At 71.4% G+C, this 15,831-nt stretch carries 17 protein-coding genes and 1 pseudogene; 6 read left to right on the top strand and 12 right to left on the bottom strand.

Translation table 11 applies throughout. The features are described from left to right. Positions 1–107 precede the first annotated feature (107 nt). Both G3I56_RS26200 and G3I56_RS26205 read left to right on the top strand, forming a co-directional pair. Complete coding sequence (locus tag G3I56_RS26200; RefSeq protein ID WP_164413025.1) at positions 108–902, top strand: hypothetical protein; 795 nt, start codon at positions 108–110, stop codon at positions 900–902. Next, positions 895–1,269 (top strand): annotated as a pseudogene (locus tag G3I56_RS26205) (GntR family transcriptional regulator); the annotation flags it as partial. The gene G3I56_RS26200 and the pseudogene G3I56_RS26205, both read left to right, overlap by 8 nt. Before the next feature lie 115 nt (positions 1,270–1,384). Here G3I56_RS26205 and G3I56_RS26210 read toward each other — a convergent pair. The 9 genes from G3I56_RS26210 to G3I56_RS26250 all read right to left on the bottom strand — a co-directional run bounded on the left by G3I56_RS26210 (position 1,385) and on the right by G3I56_RS26250 (position 8,155). Next, positions 1,385–2,302, bottom strand: a complete 918-nt coding sequence (locus G3I56_RS26210) for a hypothetical protein (RefSeq protein WP_164413029.1) — start codon at positions 2,300–2,302, stop codon at positions 1,385–1,387. Between the two features lie 51 nt (positions 2,303–2,353). Then, positions 2,354–2,932 (bottom strand): alkaline shock response membrane anchor protein AmaP, encoded by a 579-nt coding sequence (gene amaP / locus G3I56_RS26215; protein ID WP_164413031.1) that lies wholly within the window; start codon positions 2,930–2,932, stop codon positions 2,354–2,356. A gap of 6 nt (positions 2,933–2,938) precedes the next feature. Continuing rightward, positions 2,939–3,640: a DUF6286 domain-containing protein gene (locus G3I56_RS26220; protein ID WP_164413033.1), complete on the bottom strand. Its 702-nt coding sequence runs from the start codon at positions 3,638–3,640 to the stop codon at positions 2,939–2,941. Further along, positions 3,637–4,050, bottom strand: coding sequence for a hypothetical protein (locus G3I56_RS26225; RefSeq protein WP_164413034.1), 414 nt, complete (start codon positions 4,048–4,050; stop codon positions 3,637–3,639). Before G3I56_RS26225 ends, G3I56_RS26220 begins: the two co-directional genes overlap by 4 nt. Positions 4,051–4,056: 6 nt before the next feature. Next, positions 4,057–4,242, bottom strand: coding sequence for a hypothetical protein (locus tag G3I56_RS26230; RefSeq protein ID WP_044472255.1), 186 nt, complete (start codon positions 4,240–4,242; stop codon positions 4,057–4,059). Between the two features lie 53 nt (positions 4,243–4,295). After that, on the bottom strand, positions 4,296–4,796 hold the full coding sequence (locus G3I56_RS26235) for an Asp23/Gls24 family envelope stress response protein (protein ID WP_164413036.1): 501 nt from the start codon (positions 4,794–4,796) through the stop codon (positions 4,296–4,298). A gap of 217 nt (positions 4,797–5,013) precedes the next feature. Next, a complete protein-coding gene (locus G3I56_RS26240) occupies positions 5,014–5,835 on the bottom strand; it encodes an enoyl-CoA hydratase/isomerase family protein (RefSeq protein WP_164413038.1) in 822 nt (273 codons plus the stop codon). Between the two features lie 136 nt (positions 5,836–5,971). Next, positions 5,972–6,193: a helix-turn-helix domain-containing protein gene (locus G3I56_RS26245; protein WP_009337982.1), complete on the bottom strand. Its 222-nt coding sequence runs from the start codon at positions 6,191–6,193 to the stop codon at positions 5,972–5,974. A gap of 363 nt (positions 6,194–6,556) precedes the next feature. Beyond that, entirely contained in the window at positions 6,557–8,155 is a 1,599-nt protein-coding gene (locus G3I56_RS26250) for an ABC-F family ATP-binding cassette domain-containing protein (RefSeq protein ID WP_164413040.1), read from the bottom strand. A 199-nt stretch (positions 8,156–8,354) separates the two neighbouring features. Here G3I56_RS26250 and G3I56_RS26255 point away from each other — a divergent pair, with 199 nt between their 5' ends. Both G3I56_RS26255 and G3I56_RS26260 read left to right on the top strand, forming a co-directional pair. After that, entirely contained in the window at positions 8,355–9,245 is an 891-nt protein-coding gene (locus tag G3I56_RS26255; protein WP_164413041.1) for a neutral zinc metallopeptidase, read from the top strand. 160 nt (positions 9,246–9,405) lie between these two features. Beyond that, positions 9,406–9,819, top strand: coding sequence for a VOC family protein (locus G3I56_RS26260; RefSeq protein WP_164316334.1), 414 nt, complete (start codon positions 9,406–9,408; stop codon positions 9,817–9,819). A 39-nt stretch (positions 9,820–9,858) separates the two neighbouring features. Here G3I56_RS26260 and G3I56_RS26265 read toward each other — a convergent pair whose 3' ends face one another. The 3 genes from G3I56_RS26265 to G3I56_RS26275 all read right to left on the bottom strand — a co-directional run bounded on the left by G3I56_RS26265 (position 9,859) and on the right by G3I56_RS26275 (position 13,449). Then, positions 9,859–11,271: a hypothetical protein gene (locus tag G3I56_RS26265; RefSeq protein WP_164413043.1), complete on the bottom strand. Its 1,413-nt coding sequence runs from the start codon at positions 11,269–11,271 to the stop codon at positions 9,859–9,861. A gap of 235 nt (positions 11,272–11,506) precedes the next feature. Next, entirely contained in the window at positions 11,507–12,643 is a 1,137-nt protein-coding gene (locus G3I56_RS26270) for an alpha/beta fold hydrolase (protein WP_164413045.1), read from the bottom strand. A gap of 80 nt (positions 12,644–12,723) precedes the next feature. Continuing rightward, entirely contained in the window at positions 12,724–13,449 is a 726-nt protein-coding gene (locus G3I56_RS26275) for a class II aldolase/adducin family protein (RefSeq protein WP_164413047.1), read from the bottom strand. A 196-nt stretch (positions 13,450–13,645) separates the two neighbouring features. Between G3I56_RS26275 and G3I56_RS26280 the strand changes: the two genes are divergently transcribed. After that, positions 13,646–14,404 (top strand): lysozyme, encoded by a 759-nt coding sequence (locus G3I56_RS26280; protein ID WP_164413049.1) that lies wholly within the window; start codon positions 13,646–13,648, stop codon positions 14,402–14,404. Positions 14,405–14,548: 144 nt separating this feature from the next. Then, positions 14,549–15,817, top strand: a complete 1,269-nt coding sequence (locus G3I56_RS26285; protein WP_164413051.1) for an inorganic phosphate transporter — start codon at positions 14,549–14,551, stop codon at positions 15,815–15,817. Positions 15,818–15,831 lie beyond the last annotated feature (14 nt).

Consider the following 15,831-nt stretch of genomic DNA (forward strand, 5'->3'; position numbering starts at 1 on the left):
AGCACCTCTTCCCCTTGTTCATCTTGTACTGAGCATTTGACACAAGATCCCGGCCCGGGCATCTTGTATCCACTGCTTGATACAAGACGATCCGGGGGGATCTCCATATGCTCGACACCGTTCCAATTCAGTCCCGGTTCCTCGACCACGCCGAGTACTACGCCCGCTGGTCCGGTCTGGCCATCGGCATCGTGGTCGCACAGCAGTTGATCGCGATGCACAGCGGCGACATCGCGATGCCCCTCGTGTTCGCCATCACGGCTTTCGGCCTGTGTGCGGTGGGCGGTGTCCTGCTCGGCGACGCCCTGACCCTGCGTCCCCAGGAAGCGGTGCGCACCGCGAGTCTCGCCCCGCGCCTGGTCCGGGACCAGGTACCGCCCCGGATGGCGCCCCTGCTTCTTCTGCAGGCAGCGTCCCTCGTCACCCTGCTGGTGATCGGTGCGGTCACGGCCTCCTCCGACCCCGACCGGACAGTCAGAGCGGGGCATGTCCTCACCATCACCTGCGAAGGGCTGCGCACATCCCTCGGGCCCTGGCCCGGCCTGTACTACAGCGGCCCGATGTTCGCCGCCCTCGCCGTCGGCACCCCCGTCTGTGTCTGGGCCCTGCGCCGTATCGCCCACGGCCCGGGCGACGACCAGCAGCGCCGCGACCGCGCGTGGGCGATCACCGGAGCCTGGGGGCTACTGGTGTCGACCCAGGTGCTGCTCGTCGTGGTGATGATCTTCGTCGCGCTCACCGAGAAGGCCTGCGCCGGCCCGCTGGGCGCCGCCACCATAGTGGCGCTCTGCCCCCTGGGCCTTCTTGGCCTGTTCACCTTCGGATGGTCGCTGGTCACGGTGGTGGCGCCCCGGGCGGTCGACGACGAGACCGCCGAGGACGGGGTCCTCGACGATGAGTGACCCCGCCGTCCGCGTCGACACCACCAGCCAGGTACCGCCGTACGAGCAGATCCGCGCCCAGTTGGCCGCGCTGATCCGCACCGGCCGCCTGGCCGAGGGTGAGCGCCTGCCGACCGTGCGCCAGCTCGCCGTCGACCTCGATCTGGCGCCGGGCACCGTGGCCCGGGCCTACCACGAGCTGGAGGCCGCCGGACTCATCCGCACCCGCCGTGGCGCGGGCACCCGGGTCGCTGCGCTCCCGTCCGGGCCGCACCCGCTCGATACCAACCAACTCACCACTCTGGCCCGCGATTTCACCTCCGCGGCGCGAGCGATCGGCGCCGGCACCGAGGACATCCTGACCGCCGTCCGCGACGCCCTGGGCCCGGGGCCCGCCTCCTCGTCGGCCATCACCGGCAGCGGAGCGGGTGGCCCCAAGACCGCCAGCGTCGGCGCAGGCCACCGGAGCGAGGCACCGGCCTGATCGGCTCTGGAGGCGATCTCTAGCCGACCAGACGGCGGCGCCATTCCAGGGGGCTGACGGTGATGGCCCGGTCGGGGTCACGGTCCCAGTCGGCCTGGAGACCGGCCGCTGCCAGGGCGGCCACGACCTCGTGTCCGATGGCCGCGGTGGTCTCGGACGAGCCGTCGAAACCTCCGTAGAGGAGTGTCAGTCCGTGGCCGGCCGCGGCGGAGTCCGTGCACTGGGAGTGGAAGTAGACGAAGCCACGGGCGTCGGTCCCGCCTTCGGCGCCGATCTCGGACCGGCCGCAGCCGCGGCAGCAGGTGAAGTTCTCGCGGGCGGTGATACCGGCCTCCCGCAGGGCGGTGAACGCGCGGGTGAGTCGTTCCGGGTCTGTCTCGCCCTTCCATTCGGCCTGCTCCGCGACGCGCTCCAGCCACATCCGGTCGGCCAGCGCCGCCGCCTGCTCACGCGACACGGGCCGACGGTCCGCGGTGACCAGGTACTCCTCGGCGAGCTCCGCCAGTTCGGCACGGTCCGCGTAGCCGCCGACCAGCGCCTCACGGACGCGCTTCGCCAAGTCCCCGCGCTCGCCCTCGTCCAGGTCGAGCGGCGGCACCTCGCGGGTGGGGCCCATGTCCACCGGCGACCAGGCCGGATCATTGCGCCACCCGGACTCTTGCCGGGCCCAGCCGGTCATCGCCCCGATCACGCCTTCGGGACCGTCGACCAGCACCTGGAAGTGCCGGTCGGCGGTACCGTCGCGGTGCTCCAGCGTGTAGTCCCCGCCGGCCTCGTGCCAGACCTGGGCGAAGACGTCGGGCAGGTCGGGTATCCGCTGGACCACCAGGAACCGGTCACCGGCACCGCCGATCCGCCGCACCAGCCCGGCCAGTTCCTCCGCGGACACACGGACGTGCCGCTCCCCGTTCTCCGTCTTCACCACGATCTCGAGCATGCCCAGACTCTGACACGCCCCACTGACAACGGACCTCCCGGGAGCCGCGGCTCAGCTCACCCTTTCCGCCGAGTGCTTCGCGCCCCGCAGACCCACCTCGGTCGGCAGCGACTTGAGGCCCGCCGAGTCGCGGGCGTTGGCCAACGCCTCCGTCGTGAGACGGGCTACCGCCTCGCCCGGGGCCGCGTGCGGCTGCAGGAGGAGTTGGATCCGGGCCTCGGGGGCTGTACGGCGGCCTGACAGGGTGACATGGGCTCGTTGCACGCCCTCCAGACGGGCCGCCTCTCCCGCGATCGCGTTCTCCATGGCCCGGCCTCGCAGCAGAGCGCCCTCCCCGTCGCCCGTGTCGACCAGCACCTCGGTGAGGCGGCGTCGGCGGAGCACGGCGGCCAGCCACCACAGGGACAGGAGGACCAGCGCGGCCAGGACGGCGAGTACCGCCGGCCACCACCAGCCCGCGTCCCGGTAGTGGGTCCGTTCGGCGTTGCTCAGCAGTACGTCGTGGCGGTCGTCGTGGATCCACCACGTCGGCCATCGGCTGCCGAGCCCCACGGCCAGGACCGAGCCGCCGATGACGATCAGGCCCAGGCCCGTGAGCCCCAGCAGTACGCGGTTGACGATGCGCGGCATCCGTCCTCACCCCTTCCGGCCGGCGCGGGCAACGCGCACCGACAGGGCCGGCGGCCGGGACAGGCCGAGGCTCCTGATCGCGTCGGTGAGCACGTCGTCCAGGTCGGCCCGTACGTCGTCGAGTTCGCGGAAGTGGGACACCGCGCGGATGTCGGCCCTGGTACGGGTCATCCGGACCCGAACCGACTGGATGCCGGACACCTCAACAGCCCGGTCGCGCAGCACCATCGCGGCGGCGGCTCGGTGCAGGCCCGCCCGGACGTCGGCGTGGGTGCGCCGCATCGGCAGGACGCCGCGCAGGCCGGGGGTGACGGCGAGGACGAGCAGCCAGACGCCGAGGACCACGGCGATGCCGGCGCCGACCAGGACCCAGGTGTCGTCGAGAGGGCGCTGCGCGAGCTGCCTTGCCAGCGACCTGCGCCAGCTCATGGCGGAGCGGTTGGCGCGTACGGCGGTGATGTCGTAGAGGAAGGCGCCCGCGCCGAAGAGGAGCAGCAGCGCGAGGATGGCCGCGGGGATCCGGCGCGCCGACCAGAAGCGGTGGCCGGGGGCGTCGTACGTGTCGTCGAGCGTGGGCAGTGGGTCGTGGACGGGGGCGGCCGAGGATCGCCCCGGTCCCGTGGTGTCGTTCTCCGCGTCTTTCGTTTTCTCCAGTACTGGCAGTCGTTGGGTGTTCCCGGAGCCGTCGAAGTCCTGGGGCTCACTCATCGCGTCCTCCCCTGTGCCTTCCCTGGTGCCGCAGCGTGCGGCGGTGTCAGGTGCAGCCGCTCGATCTCCACAGCGACCTCCGGCACATCCATTCCCGCCAGCCCGTGTACCCGCGAAGTGACCCGATCACGCACGGTCGCGCACTGGCCACCGATATCGGAGGGATAAGGGAGTTCGAGGCTCACGCGGACGCGGGCCCTGTCGTGGTGGACGACGACCGTGGCGTGCGGAGGGACCGCGTCCGGGGGCAGCTCGGCCAGCGCCTCGCGGGCCGCCTGCGCGGCGATCTTCGCGACGACCCGGTCGGCGATCCGGGTGGCGCCGCGATCGCCCGGCGGCACGGCCCCCGGTGCCCTGCCGGGCGTACGGGTCTGTCCAGACCGCTCCTCACCGGACTGCTCCTCGACCACGGGACGTCAGCGCCGTCGGTCGTCGCGGGTGCGGAAGAAGTCGCCCAGGTCCAGGTCGCCCTCCAGGAACCGGCCGACGACGAAGCCGAGGGCACCCAGGGCCGCCACCAGGAGGAACGCGCCGAAGCCGCCGAAGTACCCGGCGAATCCCAGCGCCATTCCGGCGATCATGCCGATCACGGCGATGCTCATGCTGCCCTGCCTTCCCGGTCCTTTTCCGGTCCCATTCCGATGCCCCGAATCCGTCACTGCAGCCGGGGTTCGGGTTCTTCTTCCTCTTCCTCGGGCAGCTTGACGTCCGTCACCGCGATGTTGACCTCGACGACCTCCAGGCCGGTCATGCGCTCGACGGCCGCGATGACGTTCTCGCGCACGGCCCGGGCGACGTCGCCGATCGAGACGCCGTACTCGACGACGATCTCCAGGTCGAGGGCCGTCTGCACCTCACCGACCTCGGCCTTCACGCCGCGGCTGACGGACTTCGAGGCACCGCCCGGCACCCGGTCACGGACCACGCCGAAGGTCCGGGACAGGCCGCTGCCCATGGCGTGCACGCCGAGGACGTCACGGGCGGCGAGCCCGGCGATCTTCTCGACGACTCCGTCGGCGATCGTGGTGCGCCCCCGGCCGGCGGGGTCGCCACCGCCGCGTCTGGTGACGTTCGTCTTCAGGAGCGGGTCGGCCGACGGGTCGTCGCCCTCGTTCCCGGGCTGCTCTGGCCTGTTCCGCCGGGTCATGTCGGTCATCGCCGTACATCCCTTTCGGTCGTCCTCCACGGCCCACAGTAGGCGGGGTCGGGCGAACGCGCGCCGGGGATGCGGCAGGCAGGCGAAACGGGCGTCGGCGACCGCGCCCTGAGCCGCCGTGCCGCTCGGTTCGAGCGGCGGACAGGTGCGCCACAGACGAAAACCAGGGGCCGCCGCCCACCGACAGCGGCCCCTCATGAGCGGGTGCGGGCGGGGGTCAGTCGCCGACGCCCGCCAGGTCCCGCAGTCGGCGGGCCTGGGCGGCGCGTTCCGCGGTGCGCTGTTCGTCGTACGTCCGGCCCTGGACGCCGCGCAGCAGCGCCTTCGTCTCGACGAGGGCGTCGCGGGGCGCGGCGAGCAGCGCGGCCGACAGTTCGCGTACGGCGTCGTCGAGCCGCTCGGCGGGCACGGCGATGTTGGCGAGGCCCGTGTTCACGGCCTCCTCGGCCTGGACGAAGCGGCCGGTCGCGCAGATCTCCAGCGCGCGGGCGTAGCCGACGAGGCCGACGAGCGGATGGGTGCCCGTCAGGTCGGGGACGAGGCCCAGGCTGGTCTCGCGCATGGCGAACTGCACGTCGTCGGCGACGACGCGCAGGTCACAGGCGAGGGCGAGCTGGAAGCCCGCGCCGACGGCGTGTCCCTGGACGGCGGCGATGGACACGAGGTCGCTGCGCCGCCACCAGGTGAAGCCCTCCTGGTACTCGGCGATGGTGCCGTCCAGGGTGGCGTCGTCGCTGCGCGCGAGCTCGATGAACGACGGCTCGCCGTCGAACCCCTCGGGCGTGAACGCCTGTCGGTCGAGTCCGGCCGAGAACGACCTGCCCTCGGCGCGCAGCACGACGACACGCACGGTGCCCGGCAGCAGCCGGCCCGCTTCGGCCAGCGCCCGCCACAGAGCGGGGCTCTGCGCGTTGCGCTTGGCGGCGTTGGTCAGCGTCACCGTGGCGACCGCGTCGTCGACGGTGAGTCGTACGCCGTCCTTGTCGAGTACGGGAACCTCGGGACCTTGACCAACAACGTCCTGGTCGAACGAAGCCATGGGGCGCCTCCGATGAGTGCGGTCGGATCAGATGCGTGCCCCTTACGGGACGCACCTAAGTGACTGCACAGTAACCACCCGGCCGGTCAGCAGACCGACCGGGTGGTCACCATCGAAACCGACGAGTCGTCGGGGATCAGGCCGAAGTGGCCTTCTTGCCCCGTGTCGCCCCGCCCCGGCCACGGAGCGTGACGCCCGACTCGCTGAGCATCCGGTGTACGAAGCCATACGAGCGACCGGTTTCTTCGGCCAGCGCTCGAATGCTCGCACCGGAGTCGTACTTCTTCTTCAGGTCTGCCGCGAGCTTGTCGCGCGCGGCGCCGGTTACCCGGCTGCCCTTCTTCAGAGTCTCGGCCACCCGTGCCTCCTCGTGCGGAAGTGCGCTCTGGTCCTCTCATGATCACCCCTCGAGCGCCTCATGGCCACCCATTCGGCAAGGTCCGTGCGACAAGGTTTTGACGACAGGAGCGTGTCCCCACAAGTGGAATCACTGATTCCGCACAGGCTTGTCCGTACGGCCGAACGAGTTGTTCCGCGAAGTGCCTGGTCAGGAACGCGCGACGGCCGGGCCCTTGTCGACGAAGGGCCCGGCCGCGAAATGAATGTAGGACACACCTCGGTATGAGGAGATCTCACTCAGATGATGGATCACGGATCGGCCGAATGATCCAGAGGAAGTGGATCAGCGATTCGATCAAGCGACCATGAGCACCGAAGAGCCTCAGGCGAGGGCCACCAGGTCCGCGTAGTCGGCTCCCCACAGGTCCTCGACGCCGTCCGGCAGCAGGATGATCCGCTCCGGCTGGAGCGCGTGCACGGCGCCCTCGTCGTGGGTGACGAGGACGACGGCGCCCTTGTACGTGCGCAGCGCGCCGAGGATCTCCTCGCGGCTGGCCGGGTCGAGGTTGTTCGTCGGCTCGTCGAGGAGCAGCACGTTCGCGGAGGAGACCACGAGGGTCGCGAGCGCGAGGCGGGTCTTCTCGCCGCCGGAGAGGACGCCGGCGGGCTTGTCGACGTCGTCGCCGGAGAACAGGAACGAGCCGAGCGTCTTGCGCACCTCGACCAGGTCCAGGTCGGGGTTGGCGGAGCGCATGTTCTCCAGGACCGAGCGCTCGGGGTCGAGGGTCTCGTGCTCCTGCGCGTAGTAGCCGAGCTTGAGGCCGTGGCCCTCGATGACCTCTCCGGTGTCGGGCTTCTCGGCGCCGCCGAGCAGCCGCAGGAGGGTCGTCTTGCCGGCGCCGTTCAGGCCGAGGATGACGACGCGGGAGCCCTTGTCGATGGCCAGGTCGACGTCGGTGAAGATCTCCAGGGAGCCGTACGACTTCGACAGGCCCTCCGCCATGAGCGGGGTCTTGCCGCAGGGCGCGGGCTCCGGGAAACGCAGCTTGGCGACCTTGTCGGAGACCCGTACCGCGTCGAGCCCGGCGAGCAGCCGGTCGGCGCGCTTGGCCATGTTCTGCGCGGCGACCGTCTTGGTGGCCTTGGCCCGCATCTTGTCGGCCTGCGCGTTCAGCGCGGCGGCCTTCTTCTCGGCGTTCTGGCGCTCGCGCTTGCGGCGCTTCTCGTCGGCCTCGCGCTGCTGCTGGTAGAGCTTCCAGCCCATGTTGTAGACGTCGATCTGGGCCCGGTTGGCGTCCAGGTAGAACACCTTGTTGACGACCGTCTCGACCAGGTCGACGTCGTGGGAGATCACGATGAAGCCACCGCGGTAGGTCTTCAGGTAGTCGCGCAGCCAGACGATGGAGTCCGCGTCGAGGTGGTTGGTCGGCTCGTCGAGCAGCAGGGTGTCCGCGTCCGAGAACAGGATGCGGGCCAGCTCGATACGGCGGCGCTGACCGCCGGAGAGCGTGTGCAGGGGCTGGCCGAGCACCCGGTCGGGCAGATTGAGCGCCGCGGCGATGGTGGCAGCCTCAGCCTCCGCGGAGTAGCCGCCCTTGGTGAGGAACTCAGTCTCCTGGCGCTCGTACTGCCGCATGGCCTTCTCGCGTGTGGCACCCGAGCCGTTGGCGATGCGCTGCTCGTTCTCGCGCATCTTGCGGATCAGGGTGTCCAGGCCGCGGGCGGAGAGGATACGGTCACTCGCCAGCACGTCCAGGTCGCCGGTGCGGGGGTCCTGGGGGAGGTAGCCGACCTCGCCGGAGCGGGCGATCTGGCCCGCCGCGGGGATGCCCTCACCCGCGAGGACCTTGGTGAGCGTCGTCTTGCCGGCGCCGTTGCGGCCGACCAGGCCGATGCGGTCGCCCTTGGTGATTCGGAAGGTGGCGGACTCGATGAGGACACGGGCACCGGCGCGCAGCTCGATACCGGAGGCGGAGATCACGGACAGACTCCAGGCGGGGGTTGTTGGCAAGGTGGGCGGCTGAGGACGTTCCCGCCGTCTAATGCGCGAGGAGAATGGCCATGGGGCAAGTCTAACGGGGTCGTGCAAGCACTTTCCCTGCGTGCTGGTGTTCGAGACGGGTCCCCCGTTCGGACCTCCGTCCGACGCCGCAGCTCAGGCGGCGTATCAGGATGACGCCATGCAGTTCGACGACGACGCCGATCTCGACACCTCCGAGGTGCAGGACGTACGCGGCAGCCGGGTCCCGGGTGGCAGGGCGACCGTCGGGGGTGGCATCGGCGTCCTGCTCGCGCTCCTTCTGGGGCTGTTCTTCGGTGTCGGCCCCGATCAGCTGGGCCTGTCCTCAGGCGGCGACGGGCCCACGGCGACCGCCTCCTCCCTCGCACAGGTGCAGCAGACCTGCCGTACCGGCCGGGACGCGAACACCAGGGACGACTGCCGCATCGTGGCGGTGGTCAACAGCGTCCAGGACTTCTGGGACGCGGAGTTCACGCGCGGCCCGGACACGTACACCCGGTCGCCGACCGTGGTCTTCAGCGAGCGGGTGGCCACCGCCTGCGGCACGGCGACCTCGGCGGTGGGCCCGTTCTACTGTCCCGGCGACCGCAAGGTCTATCTTGACCTGGGCTTCTTCGACGAGCTGCGGACGACGTTCGGCACCGACGGCGGCCCGTTCGCACAGGCGTACGTGGTGGCGCACGAGTACGGGCACCACGTCCAGGACCTCATGGGCACCCTGGGCAGGTCCCAGGACGGCCGTACGGGCGCGAAGAGCAACGCGGTACGGGTGGAGCTCCAGGCCGACTGCTACGCGGGCGTGTGGGCCCACCACGCGACCACGACGAACGACGAGTCGACAGGCCGCCCGCTGATCACCAGCCTCACGGACGCCGACATCCGGGACGGCCTGGACGCGGCGGCGGCCGTGGGCGACGACCGCATCCAGGAGCGCTTCCAGGGCCGGGTGACACCGGAGACATGGACCCACGGGTCGGCGAAGCAGCGTCAGCAGTGGTTCCGCGAGGGGTACCACACGGGGGACACCGCCCGCTGCGACACGTTCCGCTGAGCGGGGCGGGACGGGACGGGAGCGGGACTGCCTTGCCAGGGCGTTGTCAGTGGCCGGTGCAAGACTGGGCGCAGGCCGTTTTTTTCCGGTTTCCGGTTTCCGGTTTCCGGTTGTCCGGTCTCCGGTTTTCCGACAGCGGGACCCAGGGAGTGTGATGGGCATGGCAGGCACGGGCGGCGGGCGTCCCAGCGTCTACCCGACACTGGTGTACGCGGACGCGAAAGCGGCGATCCGGCAGCTCACGGAGGCTTTCGGCTTCACCGAGGCGTCGGTGTACGAGGGGGAGGACGGCTCGGTGCTGCACGCCGAGCTGGTGCAGGGCAACGGCGCGGTGATGCTCGGCTCGAAAGGCCGTGGCGGTGTCTTCGACACGGCGATGAAGGACGCGGGCCCGTGCGGGGTGTACGTCGTCGTGGACGACGTCGACGCACACCACCTGCAGGCCGTGGAGCACGGCGCGGACATCCTGATGCCCCCGACGGACCAGGAATACGGCTCGCGCGACTACATGGCACGCGACATCGAGGGCAACATCTGGAGCTTCGGCACATACGCGCCCGAGATACAGGCCTGACCTTCTCCATCCGCCCCGGGCAGAGCCTGGCTGCCCGCCCTAGTTGCCTCCGGTGTGCACCTGGAAGGCGGCGCGGCGTACGGCCTTGGCGAGGGCCGGGTCGGGGTGGGCGGCGGCGAGGGCGACCAGGACCTGGACGGTGCGGGGGTGGCCGACCGCGCGCACCTCGTCGAGGAGCGCGGGGATGGTCGGCTGCACCGCGGACTCCAGATGGCGCACGAGCAGGGGCGCCTCGCCGTGGTCGGCGACGGCCGCGGCGGTGTCGACCCACATCCAGGTGGCCTCCTCGCGGGTGAGCACCTCGTAGGCGTCCTCGGGGTCGATCCCGTCGTGCTCGGCCAGCCACAGCAGGGCGTAAGGCCGCAGCGGGGTCTTCTCCGTCACGGCGCGCACCTCGGGCTCGGCGGCGCCGCCGACCACCCGGAGTGCCTCGAAGGCGAGACCGCGCAGCAGGGCGTCCTCACCGCGGGCGGCGACGACTAGCTCGGCGACCGCGCTGCCGACGGGGCGGGCGGCGAGCCAGGCCCGGTACTCGGCGCGGGCCGCGTTGGGACGCAGCTGGGAGCAGCCGCGCAGCATGTCCTCGGCGTTCTGCTCGATGTTGCCGGCCGGGCTCTGCGCGGCGACGCAGATCTGCTCCAGCTTGACCCACACCGCCCAGCTGCCGAGCGGGGTGAGCGTGGCGTGGCCGTCGCCGTAGGTGAGGGCGCCGACGGAGGCCAGGGCGTGCAGCGCCCAGTCGAGGAGGGGAGCGAGCGGGGTGTCCTCGACGGAAGTCGCCTCGGGCTGCTGCGACACCGGCTCGGGCTGGGGGCCGTAGGGGATCTCGCAGCGCTCGGTGCGCAGTTCCGTGACCCGCTGCTCCAGGAGGTCCAGGAGCTGCTCCATGGGGACGGGCCCCGCGGACAGTTGGAGGAAGGAGAGCACCTGGGGCATCGCGGAGACGACCTCGGCGACGGCGGCGGGCTCGTGGTCCGCCTCCTCCGGGTGGGCGATCGACCAGGCGTCGAAGAGCGCGACCCAGCCGCGCAGCACGGCGCTGTCGTCGCGGTTCCAGGCGCGCAGGCGCCAGCCGGGGCGCGCGATGTCGCCGTGCACCTCGACGAGTCCGGCGAGCCGGGCGGTGTCCCAGTCGTGGCGGACCTGATCCGGACTCAGCCCCAGTTCGGAGGCGGCCCGTTCGGCGGTGGCGTCGGACAGGGCGCCCCTGCCGTCGGAGGACCCTCCGTCATGGCCGGGCCGCAGGGAGGGGTCCGCCCAGCGGGCCACGCGGGCCGCGCCGGCCAGACCGGAGCGGGCCATTCTGGCCAGTTCCGCCGGGGCCGGTGTCCCCTCGGGCGGACGCGGGGCGGGGCGGCGCGAGCGCCGCTGGTTCATCGCTCGTGGGGCGGCGGCCAGGGGTCGCGGGCGGACAAGTCGAAGCCTGGAGTCGCGCGGGATACGGGACGTCACGGGTGCAGTCTTCCGGTTGACGGTCCGAAAACCCAAACGGAATGCCACGGCGGGCCACAGGGCCGGCCGAGGGAGGGGGCTCGGGTAGGGGTTCAGGGGGGTGTTCTAGCCAGTGGTCCAGGCTTGAACGGAAGGGGGTGTGCAGTACGGCGGTGCGTGGGCAAAGGGCTGCGGACCAGGCGTTATACCCGGTGGACGCCGGCCGGGGCCGTCGACCGCCGGGCGGCCGGGTCGCCTACATCAGGGGGGTCAGGAAGCGGCGCAGGGTTTCCTCGTACGTCGCCGGGTCCGCGTTCCACATCGCGCCGTGCGGAGCGTCCTGGACCTGGTGCAGCGTGATCAGGTCGGGCCTGCGAGCCGCGAGCCGGCGGGAGGGACCCCACGGGGCGATCGTGTCGGCGGGCCCGTGGAGGATCAGGGCCGGCACGGTGAGCCGGGCGGGGCCGGCGGCTTGGGCGGCGGGTCCCTCGGAGCCACCGTGCAGCCCGGTGCGGCCCTGGGCGGCCCGCACGGCCAGCGGAAGCAGCGCGCCCGGGGTGCGGCGGGCCGTGGCGAGGGCGCGCAAGGTGGTCTCCCAGCTGAGCACCGGCGAGTCCAGGACCAGCCCGGAGACCCGGTCGCGCAGCGCGGAGCGGGCGGCGGCCCGAAGTGCCATGGTGGCGCCGGTGGACCAGCCGTACAGGACGACGCGCTCGGCGCCGTGGCTCAGGGCGTACCGGATCGCCGCGTCGAGGTCGCGCCACTCGGTCTCGCCGAGGTGGCCGAGGCCGTCCTGGGGCCGGGGAGCACCGGGATCGCCCCGGTAGGCGAGGTCGAGGACCGGCAACCGCCGGCGATGCAGGAACGGCAGCACGTTCAGGGCGTGCTCGCGGGTGGCGCCGAGGCCGTGCACGGTGATCACCCAGGTGGTGCGGGCCCCGGGTACGAACCACGCGGGCAGGGCGCCGAGCTCGCCGGGGATCTCGATGTCGAGGTGGTCGAGTCCGAGAGCGGTGCCGGGGTCGCCGACGTGCACGTTCGGGGTGAGCCAGACCTTGTCGCGGGGTTCCAGGGTGCCGTGGGTGACCCGTTCGAGGCGGCGTACGACGGTGTCCGCGGAGTGGGTCGCGTGGTCCAGGACGGGACCGACGACCGCGTGGGTTCCGTCACCGGCGAGGCCGTAGGTGCCGGGGCGCTGGGAGGCCAGGGCGCGCGTGAGCACGACCCGGCCCGCGGCGGTGGAGTGCACGGTGAGCAGCGGTTCGGTGGGCAGGGGCCTGCCCGGGGGCACCTTGAGGGCGGCGTCGCTGGCGTAGCGGCCGGCGGCGACACTGGCGGCGCCTGCTGCCAGGGCTGCGGTGACGGCAGCGGCCGTCGCGGTGACTGGACGCACGGACCCAGTCTCCGTGCGGAGCGCTCCGACGGCCAGTGGGAGAAGCGGGCGAACGGGGTGAGAGTGAGGCCGCTCCCCCGCTACTGCCCCCGCTGCCCGTACCCCTTGAGCCGTTCCGCCGCCTCTCCCACCTGTTCCTCCGACAGGAGCGTCGGGGACAGTCCGGGCAGGGAGGACGCCGTCAGCCAGACGCGGCACATCCACTCCAGCTGGGCGGTGCGGTCGTACGCCTGGTCGAGGGTGGCGCCGTGGGCGAGCGTGCCGTGGTTCTGGAGGAGGCAGGCGGCGCGATCGGCCAGGGCCCGGAGCACGTTCTCGGCCAACTCCTCCGTGCCGTATGTCGCGTACGGGGCGACTCGGACGGGGCCGCCGAGGTCGCCCGCCATGTAGTGGATCAGCGGCAGCTCCCGCACGAGTGTCGAGACGGCGGTCGCGTGGACGGCGTGGGTGTGCACGATGGCGCGGGCGTCGGTGGCGCGGTAGACGGCGAGATGCATGGGCAGTTCGCTCGTCGGGGTCAGGGTGCCGAGAACCTGGCGGCCGGTCAGGTCGACGCCGACGATGTCGCCGGGGGTGAGCCGGTCGTACGGCACGCCGGACGGTGTGACCAGGACGGTGTCCCCGACACGCACGGAGACGTTGCCGGAGGTGCCGACCACCAGGCCGTCGGCCACCGTGCGGCGGGCCGTCGCGACGAGCCCGGCCCAGGCTCGCGCCGTCTCGTCGGACCCGGCGTGCCCAAGTGCCGTACCCGCCCCCCGCACGTCGTCCCGCACGTCGCTTTCGTCCCGTCGCCGCTCAGCCATGCCCCGATCCTGCCAGGCGCGGTCCCGGGCCGACGCCGGGCGAGGGCACTGGAGGGGGCAACTCCAGGGACGGTAAGGGCGCGTAAGCGCGTACATCGGCGCGTGTGCGCGCTTTGGCCGGGGAACGCAGGAAATCGGTTGATCTTCCAGTAGCCTCCTGGAGATTTGTCACGCGCGCAGCAATTCCGGGGGACGCATGGCCCGTGATCACCGACCCTTACCTCGATCCTTCCGCCGCCGTTCCCGCGCTCTCGCGGCCACCGCGGCGGCGATCACCATCGGAGGGACCGTCCTGACGGAGGTCCCGGTCTCGGCGGCGGGCGAACCGAAGGGGCACGATGTCTCGTCGCACCAGAAGGACGTCGACTGGCGGTCCGCGAAGGCGAAGGGCGCCACTTTCGTATACATCAAGGCGACCGAGTCCCACACCTACCGCAGTCCGTACTTCAGTCGGCAGTACGACGGTTCACGCGCCGCCGGCCTGATCCGCGGGGCCTACCACTTCGCCCTGCCGGACAAGTCGTCCGGCATCACCCAGGCCCGGTTCTTCGTACGCAACGGCGGGGCCTGGCGTGCGGACGGGTGGACGCTGCCGCCCGCGCTCGACGTCGAGTACAACCCGTACGGCAAGAAGAAGTGCTACGGCCTCGACAAGGCGGAGATGGCCGGCTGGATCACGGCCTTCAGTGACGAGGTCGACCGGCTGACCGGCCGCCGTCCGGTCATCTACACGACCGCCCACTGGTGGAACACCTGCACGAACAGCAGCAGCGCCTTCACCTCGAAGCACGCACTGTGGCTGGCCCGCTACGACGCGTCCGACCCAGGGACCCTGCCGTCCGGCGGCTGGAAGTTCTGGACGTTCTGGCAGTACGACAACAGCGGCTCACTGCCGGGCGACCAGAACCTCTTCAACGGGTCGTCGGCCCAGCTCAAACGGTTCGCGAAGGGGTGACGAGGGCGGGCGCCGCCCGCCCTGCGACTCCAGGGGAACGGCGCTCCGTTTTCGGTCACCCGGCATCCCCCACCAGTTCACCTTCCGTTCATCCAGGTTACCTACGGTCCAAGAGCCAATACCGTACGGAAGAAATCTGGGTAAATGGAAAGCTTCTCGCTGATCCTCGCGATCGTGGTCGTCACCGCGCTTGCGTTCGATTTCACGAACGGTTTCCACGACACCGCCAACGCGATGGCCACCACCATCTCGACCGGTGCGCTCAAGCCCAAGGTCGCGGTCGCCATGTCGGCCGTGCTCAACCTCGTGGGCGCCTTCCTTTCCGTCGAGGTGGCCAACACGATCTCCAAGGGCCTCGTGGACGAGAGCGGTATCCGTCCCGAGGTGATCTTCGCCGCGCTGGTCGGGGCGATCCTCTGGAACCTGCTGACCTGGCTGGTCGGGCTGCCGTCCAGTTCCTCGCACGCCCTGATGGGCGGTCTGATCGGCGCGACCATCGCCTCGGCGGGCACGGGCGCCGTCCACGGCGACGTGCTGGTGACGAAGGTGCTGATCCCGGCGATCGCCGCCCCGCTGGTGGCGGGCATGGCGGCCATGCTGGCCACCCGGCTGTCGTACACGCTCGGCGCCAAGCGGGCCGAGGGCAAGGCGGCGGAGAAGGGCTTCCGGGTCGGCCAGATCGCCTCCGCGGGCCTGGTGTCGCTGGCCCATGGCACGAACGACGCGCAGAAGACGATGGGCATCATCACCCTCGCCCTGGTCGCCGGCGGCGCCGTCTCCCCCGACTCCGATCCCCCGGTGTGGGTCATCCTCTCCGCGGGCATGGCCATCGCGCTCGGTACCTACCTGGGCGGCTGGCGCATCATCCGTACGATGGGCAAGGGCCTGACCGACCTCCAGCCGCAGCAGGGCTTCGCCGCCCAGACCAGCGCGGCGACGGTCATCCTGGCCTCCTCCCACCTCGGTTTCTCCCTCTCCACCACGCACTCGGTGTCGGGCTCGGTGATGGGCGCGGGCCTCGGCCGCAAGGGCGGCGTGGTCCGCTGGTCGACGGCGACCCGGATGTTCGTGGCCTGGGGGCTGACGCTGCCCGCCGCGGCCCTGGTCGGCGCGCTGGCGGAGTACGTCACCGGCTTCGGCGACTGGGGCACGGCTCTGGTGGCCGTCTTCCTCATCACGTCGAGTGCGGCGATCTGGGTCGTGTCGCGCCGCGAGGTGATCGACCACACGAACGTCAACCACGTCGAGGGCGAGCCCTCCGGGGACGCTGGGAGCGCCGAACCCGCGGGCATCGTCACGACCGCCATCGCCGCTGTGACCCCGCCGCCGGCGGGCACCATCGCCGACGATCTGACGGCGACCATCCCGACCCCGGCCGAGGTCACGGCCAAGCCGTCGGCCACGGCCCTCTGAGTCCGGCTCCCGGT

It is taken from the genome of Streptomyces sp. SID12488 (genome assembly GCF_010548275.1).
In the GTDB taxonomy this organism is placed as follows: domain Bacteria; phylum Actinomycetota; class Actinomycetes; order Streptomycetales; family Streptomycetaceae; genus Streptomyces.

What these genes read in the sequence shown, in the direction of transcription:
- G3I56_RS26200 (WP_164413025.1), top strand. Translation starts at nt 108, where the DNA reads ATGCTCGACACCGTTCCAATTCAGTCCCGGTTCCTCGACCACGCCGAG.
- G3I56_RS26210 (WP_164413029.1), bottom strand. Translation starts at nt 2,302, where the DNA reads ATGCTCGAGATCGTGGTGAAGACGGAGAACGGGGAGCGGCACGTCCGT.
- amaP (WP_164413031.1), bottom strand. Translation starts at nt 2,932, where the DNA reads ATGCCGCGCATCGTCAACCGCGTACTGCTGGGGCTCACGGGCCTGGGC.
- G3I56_RS26220 (WP_164413033.1), bottom strand. Translation starts at nt 3,640, where the DNA reads ATGAGTGAGCCCCAGGACTTCGACGGCTCCGGGAACACCCAACGACTG.
- G3I56_RS26230 (WP_044472255.1), bottom strand. Translation starts at nt 4,242, where the DNA reads ATGAGCATCGCCGTGATCGGCATGATCGCCGGAATGGCGCTGGGATTC.
- G3I56_RS26235 (WP_164413036.1), bottom strand. Translation starts at nt 4,796, where the DNA reads ATGACCGACATGACCCGGCGGAACAGGCCAGAGCAGCCCGGGAACGAG.
- G3I56_RS26240 (WP_164413038.1), bottom strand. Translation starts at nt 5,835, where the DNA reads ATGGCTTCGTTCGACCAGGACGTTGTTGGTCAAGGTCCCGAGGTTCCC.
- G3I56_RS26255 (WP_164413041.1), top strand. Translation starts at nt 8,355, where the DNA reads ATGCAGTTCGACGACGACGCCGATCTCGACACCTCCGAGGTGCAGGAC.
- G3I56_RS26260 (WP_164316334.1), top strand. Translation starts at nt 9,406, where the DNA reads ATGGCAGGCACGGGCGGCGGGCGTCCCAGCGTCTACCCGACACTGGTG.
- G3I56_RS26275 (WP_164413047.1), bottom strand. Translation starts at nt 13,449, where the DNA reads ATGGCTGAGCGGCGACGGGACGAAAGCGACGTGCGGGACGACGTGCGG.
- G3I56_RS26280 (WP_164413049.1), top strand. Translation starts at nt 13,646, where the DNA reads ATGGCCCGTGATCACCGACCCTTACCTCGATCCTTCCGCCGCCGTTCC.
- G3I56_RS26285 (WP_164413051.1), top strand. Translation starts at nt 14,549, where the DNA reads ATGGAAAGCTTCTCGCTGATCCTCGCGATCGTGGTCGTCACCGCGCTT.